The organism is Streptomyces laculatispora (genome assembly GCF_017353455.1).
GTDB lineage: Bacteria > Actinomycetota > Actinomycetes > Streptomycetales > Streptomycetaceae > Streptomyces > Streptomyces laculatispora.
In genome coordinates this window covers 1-7,849 of the sequence record NZ_JAFMPZ010000607.1, presented here as the reverse complement: position 1 = coordinate 7,849, position 7,849 = coordinate 1, and the positions used below count along the sequence as shown (strand labels likewise).

9 protein-coding genes and 1 pseudogene are annotated in these 7,849 nt (G+C 69.0%); 6 read left to right on the top strand and 4 right to left on the bottom strand.

Translation table 11 applies throughout. From position 1 onward, the window contains the following. On the top strand, window positions 1-738 hold a 738-nt coding region (locus J1C73_RS31880), incomplete at its 5' end, for an MFS transporter (protein WP_207319411.1). A gap of 86 nt (window positions 739-824) precedes the next feature. Here the strand turns inward: J1C73_RS31880 and J1C73_RS31875 are convergent. Together J1C73_RS31875 and J1C73_RS31870 are read right to left on the bottom strand one after the other, a co-directional pair. After that, window positions 825-2,045, bottom strand: coding sequence for an esterase/lipase family protein (locus J1C73_RS31875; RefSeq protein ID WP_207319410.1), 1,221 nt, complete (start codon window positions 2,043-2,045; stop codon window positions 825-827). A 166-nt stretch (window positions 2,046-2,211) separates the two neighbouring features. Further along, window positions 2,212-2,685: an ATP-binding protein gene (locus tag J1C73_RS31870; RefSeq protein ID WP_207319409.1), complete on the bottom strand. Its 474-nt coding sequence runs from the start codon at window positions 2,683-2,685 to the stop codon at window positions 2,212-2,214. Window positions 2,686-2,946: 261 nt separating this feature from the next. Here J1C73_RS31870 and J1C73_RS31865 point away from each other — a divergent pair, with 261 nt between their 5' ends. The 3 genes from J1C73_RS31865 to J1C73_RS31855 all read left to right on the top strand — a co-directional run bounded on the left by J1C73_RS31865 (window position 2,947) and on the right by J1C73_RS31855 (window position 4,629). After that, complete coding sequence (locus tag J1C73_RS31865; protein ID WP_207319408.1) at window positions 2,947-3,795, top strand: helix-turn-helix domain-containing protein; 849 nt, start codon at window positions 2,947-2,949, stop codon at window positions 3,793-3,795. An 11-nt stretch (window positions 3,796-3,806) separates the two neighbouring features. Then, a complete protein-coding gene (locus tag J1C73_RS31860; protein ID WP_123524262.1) occupies window positions 3,807-4,007 on the top strand; it encodes a DUF397 domain-containing protein in 201 nt (66 codons plus the stop codon). Between the two features lie 250 nt (window positions 4,008-4,257). Next, window positions 4,258-4,629 (top strand): hypothetical protein, encoded by a 372-nt coding sequence (locus tag J1C73_RS31855; protein WP_207319407.1) that lies wholly within the window; start codon window positions 4,258-4,260, stop codon window positions 4,627-4,629. 19 nt (window positions 4,630-4,648) lie between these two features. On the opposite strand, the pseudogene J1C73_RS31850 reads toward J1C73_RS31855, so the two are convergent. Continuing rightward, window positions 4,649-4,912, bottom strand: a pseudogene (locus J1C73_RS31850) (hydroxymethylbilane synthase); the annotation flags it as partial. 29 nt (window positions 4,913-4,941) lie between these two features. Further along, window positions 4,942-6,258, bottom strand: coding sequence for a helix-turn-helix transcriptional regulator (locus J1C73_RS31845; protein WP_207319406.1), 1,317 nt, complete (start codon window positions 6,256-6,258; stop codon window positions 4,942-4,944). Window positions 6,259-6,412: 154 nt separating this feature from the next. On the opposite strand from J1C73_RS31845, the gene tgmA reads away from it, so the two are divergent. After that, window positions 6,413-6,778, top strand: coding sequence for a putative ATP-grasp-modified RiPP (gene tgmA, locus J1C73_RS31840; RefSeq protein WP_242644997.1), 366 nt, complete (start codon window positions 6,413-6,415; stop codon window positions 6,776-6,778). Window position 6,779: 1 nt separating this feature from the next. Further along, window positions 6,780-7,745 carry an ATP-grasp ribosomal peptide maturase gene (gene tgmB, locus J1C73_RS31835; RefSeq protein ID WP_207319405.1) on the top strand — a complete coding sequence of 322 codons (966 nt, stop codon included), beginning with the start codon at window positions 6,780-6,782 and terminating at the stop codon, window positions 7,743-7,745. Window positions 7,746-7,849 lie beyond the last annotated feature (104 nt).

Here is a 7,849-nt window from a genome sequence, read left to right as displayed (position 1 = left end):
TCCGTCCTCGGCGTCCCCGCCGGCACGCTCATCGGTGATCTGGCCGGCTGGCGGACCACGTTCGCGGCGATGGGGCTGCTGAGCACCGGCGCACTGGCCCTGCTGCTCCTGACGCTCCCCGCCCTGCCCCCGGCCGGCGTCACCCGCCCCGCGGTGCTCCGCGCCCTGCTGCGCCGCACGGGCACTCGGTACGCCCTGCTGATGACGTTCCTCGTCGTACTGGCCCATTTCGCCGCGTACACCTACGTAACCCCCTTCCTTCGCCAGGCCACCCGGGCCGATCCGGGACAGATCACCGGATACCTGCTGATCTACGGCGCCGCGGGGGTGGCCGGTAACTTCATCGGGGGCGCGCTGGTGACGCGCGCCCCGCGCATCGCGTTCGGGGCGGCCGCCGGGTCGATCGCCGCCGCGACCGCGCTGCTGCCCGTCCTGGGCCGCGGCGACGCGGCCGCGCTCGCACTGCTCGTCGTCTGGGGACTCGGCTACGGCGCGGTGCCGGTCTGCTCGCAGACCTGGTTCGCCCGCTCCGCCCCCCGGACGCCCGAGGCGGCCTCGGTCCTGTTCACCGCGTCCTTCCAGGCAACGCTCGCCGCCGGCGCGCTCACCGGCGGCACGGTCGTCGACCACGCCTCGCTCAGCGCGGTCATGTGGTGCGGGGCGGCGACCGCGGGTCTCGTGGTGCTCGTGACTCTCCGGACGAAGGGCCCCAGGACCGCGCCGCCGCCAGTCCGTTGACACGGCCGAGGGCTGCCACTCCCCGCTCGGGAGTGACGGCCCTCGGCGGATCGCCGGGCACTGCGGCGCTTCCGGCGGTTCGCGGGTCAGTTCGGCAGCCGCTCCAGCAGCCAGGTGCACAGTTCCTCGGTGATGGCCGTGTGCTTGGTGGTGGCCGAAGAGCAGACGAAGTCGTCGAGTTCGCTCTCCTCCGGGCTCAGTTCGTCGATGTTCGCGTACAGGTCCGCCGGCTGGTCGATGTCGCGGATCGCGACCGAGCTGACCGAGGGCACGAAACAGACGTCGGGGTGGCGCAGGTCCACGGTGGCGCCGAACTTGGTCAGCATGGCGGCCAGGATCCCGTACGAGTCGAGGAAGCCGCCGGGGGCGCCGTCGAGTTCCGGGGAGCCACTGGTCGTGATCGTCTTCTCGGCCTTCGGGAAGAGGCGCTTCAGCTCCGCCACGACGACCTCGTGGCCCTCGGCCTGGGTGTAGAGCGCCGTACCCGGGTACACCAGCTGCCCGGTGCTCGCCAGCGCGACCTGGCCGGGCGGGACATCGAGGCCCTTGGCGTCACCCCGGCCGTTGGCCACGGCGATCGTGCGCGGTCGCCGCGGCCACCCACCGACGTCGCGCAGCGCCTCAAGGAACTTCTCGCGCTCCGGGTCGACCCGGACCGTCCCGTCCTCGCTGTCGTAGTGCCGCCACAGCATCTGACGGGCGGCCGAACTGTTCATCTGCTTCGCGAAGGCGTTGGCGACCGGGATGAAGTGGGCGAACGCCTGGAGCGCGATCGGGATCACGGCTCCGCGGTGCGGGCTGTCGTAGGAGAAGTAGAGCGCCGTACGGTGGTCGATGCCTTCGCTCTCCAGCTTGGCGAGCGCGTACCGGGTGACGATCCCACCCATGGAGAATCCGCCGACGGTCAGCGGGGCGTCGCCCTCCTGCACGGCGGTGGTGCGCTGGATGGCGGCGATCACCGCCTGGGCGTTGTCCAGGATCGAGGCGCCGCGGTCGTCGTAGCCGATCAGGACGACGTCCCGGCCGCGCTGCCGCAGGGCGCCGAGGAACGCGAAGTTCCCTTCCAGCCCCTGGTACAGCGCGTCGAGGTCGCTCCGGCCCAGGTTGAAGCCGTCGGCCATGAGCACCGGCTGCCGGATGGCGTTGTGGCCCTCGCCGTAATAGACGCGGGCGAAGCCGTGGGGCAGCTCCCACTCCTCGTCCGACTGCCGCACCTGCACCTGGTTCGTGGGCTCGGCGCCCGGTGAACCGGCCAAGGTGAACGTGCCGATGCCCTGTTCCGCCGTCTCGCCCTGCTGTCCGGACAAAGTGTCGCTCCTCGGTCCGCGCCCATGCCGCGGCGGCCCGTACGGCACAGGCTCGGTGACTGCGGACGGGTACGAAGACCGGGGCCATCATGGCCAGGTGCGCGGGGACCGTACCGGCGATCTTGGCCGCACTCACCCTTCCGGGTGCAAAGCGGAACATGGGCGTTCATACCGCCGTACGCGATGCGCGCTCCGCGCACGACCCCGGCTCGACCAGGACGAACCAGACCGTCTTGGCGTTCCGCACCCGCCCGCCGCGCGTCGTGGTCCCCCACCGATCGGTCAGGCTCTCCACGATGACGAGCCCGCGCCCGCTCTCCGCGTGGGGCGCGGCGCCCGGTTTCGGCAGCCGGCCGGGGTCGTCGTCGGTCACGTAGACCATGACCTGACGCCGGTTCACCGTCACATCGACCCGGATGCGCGCCGACCGCGTATGGCAGTGCGCGTTGGATACCACCTCGCTCACGCACAACCGGGCATCGTCGACCAGCCCGGAGTGCTCGGTGGTCCGCAGCAGGGCGCCCACGAAGTCCCGCGCGACGCGGGGTGCGGTGGGGGTGTTCGGTGCGACGAGCCGGTAGCGCTCGCCGCGCTGCGGGAGGTACGGGGTGGGTGAGGGCGGAACGGTTACGGAGGTCATGACGCGGTCTCCCTACGTGAGCGGGTCTCCGGTACGTCGCCGGGCCGTTCCGGCGAACCGTGGCATCGGCCGGGCCCGTACGAGATCAACTCGGGTACGGGTGGCTGCACTTCGGAGCACCGAGCCGTTTCCGGTCGATACCGATGGACGCTAGGGCACAACATTGGGACGGCGCAACAATGGGACGGCCGTAGCACTCATACGAGTGGACCAGTGGCACAGTGGGGCGGCACACTCGTACCCGCACGAAGGGGAGGGCCGATGCCGCCAAGGAGCTACCCGACCGCCAGGCAGAAGCGATTGGGCGCGGAGCTTCGCAAGCTGCGCGAGCGCGCCGGAATGTCCGGGAGCGAGGCTGCCGCGTTCCTGGGTGGCGAGCGCGCGCAGATCAGCCACATCGAATCCGGTCGCTACGGCGTGAGCGACCAGCGCGTCCGTCGCCTGGCCGCGCATTACTCGGCCGGCGACAAACACCTGGTGGACGCCCTCGCAAGCATGGCCGAGGAGCGCACGAAGGGATGGTGGGACGACTACCGGGGCATACTCTCGCCGGGATTCCTGGACCTGGCCGAGCTGGAGCACCGCGCCACCTACATCCGCGCCATTCAGATGCTGAACATCCCAGGAATCTTCCAGACAGAGGCGTACGCACGGGATCTGATCCGGAGCGGCGTCTCCGACCTTCCGACCGCAGAATTGAATGCCCGCGTCGAGCATCGCGCGAGGCGCCGGGACATTTTCGATCGGCCCACCCCGACCTCGTTCGAGGCATTCGTCCACGAAGCCGCGCTCCGTATGCGCTACTGCGGCACCGACATGATGCGCGAGCAGCTCAACTTCCTGCACACAGCGTCCACATGGCCCTCCGTGACGATCCGAGTCATCCCGTTCACCGCACAGATCACCGGCTCGGCCCATTCGATGCTGTATGCCGGAGCGAGCATCCCGGCGCTCGACACCGTACAGATCGACAGCGCCTTCGACGCCGGATTCCTGGACGCCGAAGCCCAGCTCGCCAGGTACCGAGAACTGCTTGATTCCATCGAGTCGATCTCCCTCGACCCGGAGGAGTCAGCCCAGTTCATCCAACTCATCGCACAGGAAATGTGAGTCGAAGCGACATGACCGACGCAATCAACTGGCAGAAGTCGTCATTCTCGGGAGCGGACAACAACCAGAGCTGCATCGAACTGGCACCCGTGGACGGCGCGATCAAGATGCGTGAGAGCGACGACCCCGACCTGGTCGTCACGACGAGCGTCGCCAAGCTCCGCGCCTTCGTCCTGGGCGTCAAGGCCGGCGAGTTCGACCACCTGATCTGACCAACTCAGCCAAGCGCCCTCCGCCTGAACTTCAGGGTGGAGGGCGTTTCGCGCGATGCGGCACAACTTTGGGACGTCCCACTGTTGCACCGCACGCAATAGTGACGCTACGGTCACCGTACGTCGCCTCCCCGGTCGAGCGCACCCGCTCAACCGCGCCAGGCAACGCCGTAACTCACCCTGGATGCAGGCCCGTTGAGGGTCACGCGCTCCTTCCGCGCGCCCACACGCTGTGATCGGACGGTCGACCATGCGTACCTCACCCCGCACCACCTCCGTGGAGGCCCGCGTCGAGCGCGGGTTCCGGTTCGAAGTGCTCCGGTACTCCCCCGCGACCGGCTTCGTCCCGGAACCGGTCGACCTCCGCGTCCTGACCGGCCCCCGCGAAGCGATCCGCATCATCCGCGTCCAGCTCCGCGCGAGCCACGTACTCGGGCTGACCCCGCGTGAAGCGGCGCGGGCGCTCTACTGGGCGGACCAGGGCGGCTGGGTGCAGGCGCTCGGCGCGCTCCATCGCGGCGAGCCCTGCGGGTTCACCCTCATGCTCCGCAAGGGGCGCCATATCGAGTGGCACGTACGCCCCGTGCTCCACCTGACGCTCACACCTTCGGGACTTCATTGACGGTGTCGGGACGGGGTGTTCAGTGCGCAATGCCGTCGATCAGTTCGCGTGCGCCCTGACACAGCAGGCTGACTGCGACGAATGTGCCGAGGGTCGCGGGGTCGAGGGGGCCGACCCATTCGTGTGCGTTGAGGACGGTCTTGCCGTCGGGGGTGAACGCCTTGGACCGGAGCGAGAGTTCGCCACTGCCTTCCAACTGGGCGTATCCGGCGATGGGGCTGTTGCAGTGCCCTTGCAGGACGTGCAGGAGCATGCGCTCGGCGGTGGTCTCGCGGCGGGTGGCGGCGTGACCAGGTGACCTGGGGCAACGGGTCATCCGGCTCGCAGACGGTCGATGAAGTCGGCTACACCCTCGACCTGTCGGTAGGGCTTGAAGGCCGGGGCGAGTTCACGGACCAGGGTGACGCACCGCTCGGCGCCGATCCGGGTGGCGAGGTCCAGCGATTCGGTGGTGACGGCGAGGGCCTGTTCGATGTCGTTGGACTGCAGGAAGCCCTTGGCCTGGTAGGTCAGGAAGATCCCGCGTGTCTTGTCCCTGACCTTGGGGAGCATGGCCATGCCCTCGGTCATCCTGGTGCGGGCCTCGTCGGCCCGTCCGAGGTCGAGCAGGCACTGCCCCGAATCCACCGCCAGGTCCGCCGGACTCATCCACGCGCACCAGCCCGGAGCGGGATCGGTGGCCCGCACCGACAGCTCGGCCTCGGCTGCGGACAGGTCCCGGTAGCAGGCGGCCCGCCGGCCGAGAGCCGCGTAGGCCCTGGCCCTGCGCACAAACAGCAGCGACCGAGCGGTGGGGTGACTGGTGCCCGAGATCGCGTAGCCGAGCTGATCCACCGAGACGTCCGGCTTGCCGAGCCAGTTCGACTGGTAGGCGAAGTCGGAGAGCACCCCGGCGCCGAAGTCGCGGTCGCCTGCGGCATGGGAGGAGTGCAGGGCCGCGGTCCAGAGCTTGCCTGCCGCGTAGTGCTTCCCCTGGTCGAAGCGGTACCAGCCGCATGTGGTGGACAGCTGGGCAGCCAGGGCGTGCAGGCGCCTGCCGGTCCGTTCGGTGCACCGGCCGCCGTCGATCAGGTCGGTGACTGTGGCGAGGTGGGCATCCGCCAACTTGATGGTGTGCTGGCGCTGTTCGGTCGGAAGGGCCGTCAGCTTCGCGCTGGTGTCCTCCAGCCAGTCGATGAGTTCGGTATCGACGACCGTCCGCCCGCTGAGTGCGGCGGTGAGGCGGTCCGGCTCGATCGTGGCCCACTGGGCGGCGAGGCCGGCCAGCGCAGCCGCGCTGTAGGTCATGAAGCTGCGGCGGTCCATGGCGGCTTTCTGTGCATCTCGAAGTACGTGAACCGTGTACGCCGTCCCGAGCGGCATGGGGAGATCCCGGCCCGGCAGCCAGTCGGGCCAGCCGCACAACTCCAGTTCGGTCACGGGGACGCCGAAGGCTTCGGCCATCAGGATCTGCGAGTCGGGGCTGGGCTTCTTGCGCCCGTTCTCCCACCGGCTGACGGCTGTCTTGTCGGTACCGGAGCGGAGTCCGTGTCTGCGGGCGACCCGGTCGAGGTGCACGGCCAAGTCGCTCTGCGACCACCCGCGCAGTTCGCGGGCGTAGGCGAGGGGGTGCCGGATCGGGTCGTCCACGCGCCAATTCCATCATCGACAGTGACCGCGAGGATACTGCGAGCGAGGGCGGGACAACCCCGGGACTACATATTGCGCCTTTCCGGGAACCGTCCTTTGGGCTGTACTCAACACACATAGACAAGTTCCCGCATGAAACGGAAGGAGTCTGCCCATGAAACGACGAGCCGAAGCCATCGACCTGGGTTCCACGGCAGTCGAAGACCATCTGCCGGGTCTGCTCACGGCGAGCCGAAGGACCAAGGAGACCTCGATGTCCATCGCTGTCCAGCCGTGGGGCGTCAAGCGCCTGGCCCCTTACTCGAACACCGTGCGATACCCGTTCACCCGGACCGAGATCGATCCCGAGACGCAGACGACGCGCTACTTCGACGCGGCGGGCCGGGCCGTCGACATGAGCGGCGGGCACGGCACCAATCAGTCGACGTCCTCACCGACCTCGACCGGTGCCGACAGCGGCGGCTCACAGCCGCCCGTGCCCGCAGACTCGGACGCACTCGAAGACCACGCACAGGACTGACATGACCGGCTCGCCGGTTCTCGTCATCACCGCACTCGGTGACGTCACGGCGGATCTGGTGCTCAGCGAGCTGTACGGCCGAGGCGTCCCGGCCGTACGGCTCGACCCCGCCGTCGACTTCCCCGAGCCCGCACGCATGAGCGTCCGGGTCGGGGAGGCCTCGTTCACCGGGGATCTGACCACAGCTTCCAGATACGTCAGCCTCTCCGCCGTCCGCTCGGTCTACTGGCGGCGCCCCACGCCTTATGGCGACCCGCGGCAGAGCGAGTCGCCCCAGCAGCGGTTCGCCCTCGAACAGTCCCGCGCCGGATACACGGGAACGCTGACCGCGCTCTCCGAAGTACTGCACGTCAACCACCCCATCCAGAACCGCGCTGCCGACCACAAGCTCGCGCAGCTCGGCACAGCCGCACGCCTCGGCCTCTCCGTCCCCGAGACCCTGATCACGAACGTTCCGCAGGACGCCCGCGAGTTCGCGGCCGACCACGGGACCGTGATCTACAAACCGGTTCATGGCGTGCACCTCACCGGTGAGGACGGCCGTAACCGGACCATCTGGGTTCGCCCCGTCCACGCCGACGAGCTCGACGACTCGATTGCCCTGTGCCCCCACCTGTTCCAAGCCTGTGTCCCGAAGATCGCGGACATCCGGCTCGCCGCCGTCGGTGACAAGCTGTTCGCCACCCGGATCGACACCGCCGGCGATCACGTGGACTGGCGGCAGGATCAACGCCTGATCACCTGCTCGCCCCTACCGATCCCGTACGCGGTCCGCGAGGCCGTGGAGCACTTCCTCCGCGCGTTCGGGCTCACCTTCGGCGCCTTCGACTTCGCCCTCGACGGGAACGGCCGATGGTGGTTCCTCGAATGCAATCCAAACGGGCAGTGGGCATTCGTCAACGAGCCCACGATCCGAGCCATCGCGAGCGCGCTCGCTGACATCCTCCAGAAGGGCGTCCCCGCATGACCTTTGAGAACTCCGCCGCCCTGCGCCGTCGCCTCGTCGAACAGCTCGTTGACGAGGACCTGCTGCACGACTCGGACGTGCTCCGCGCGGCCGAAACCGTCCCG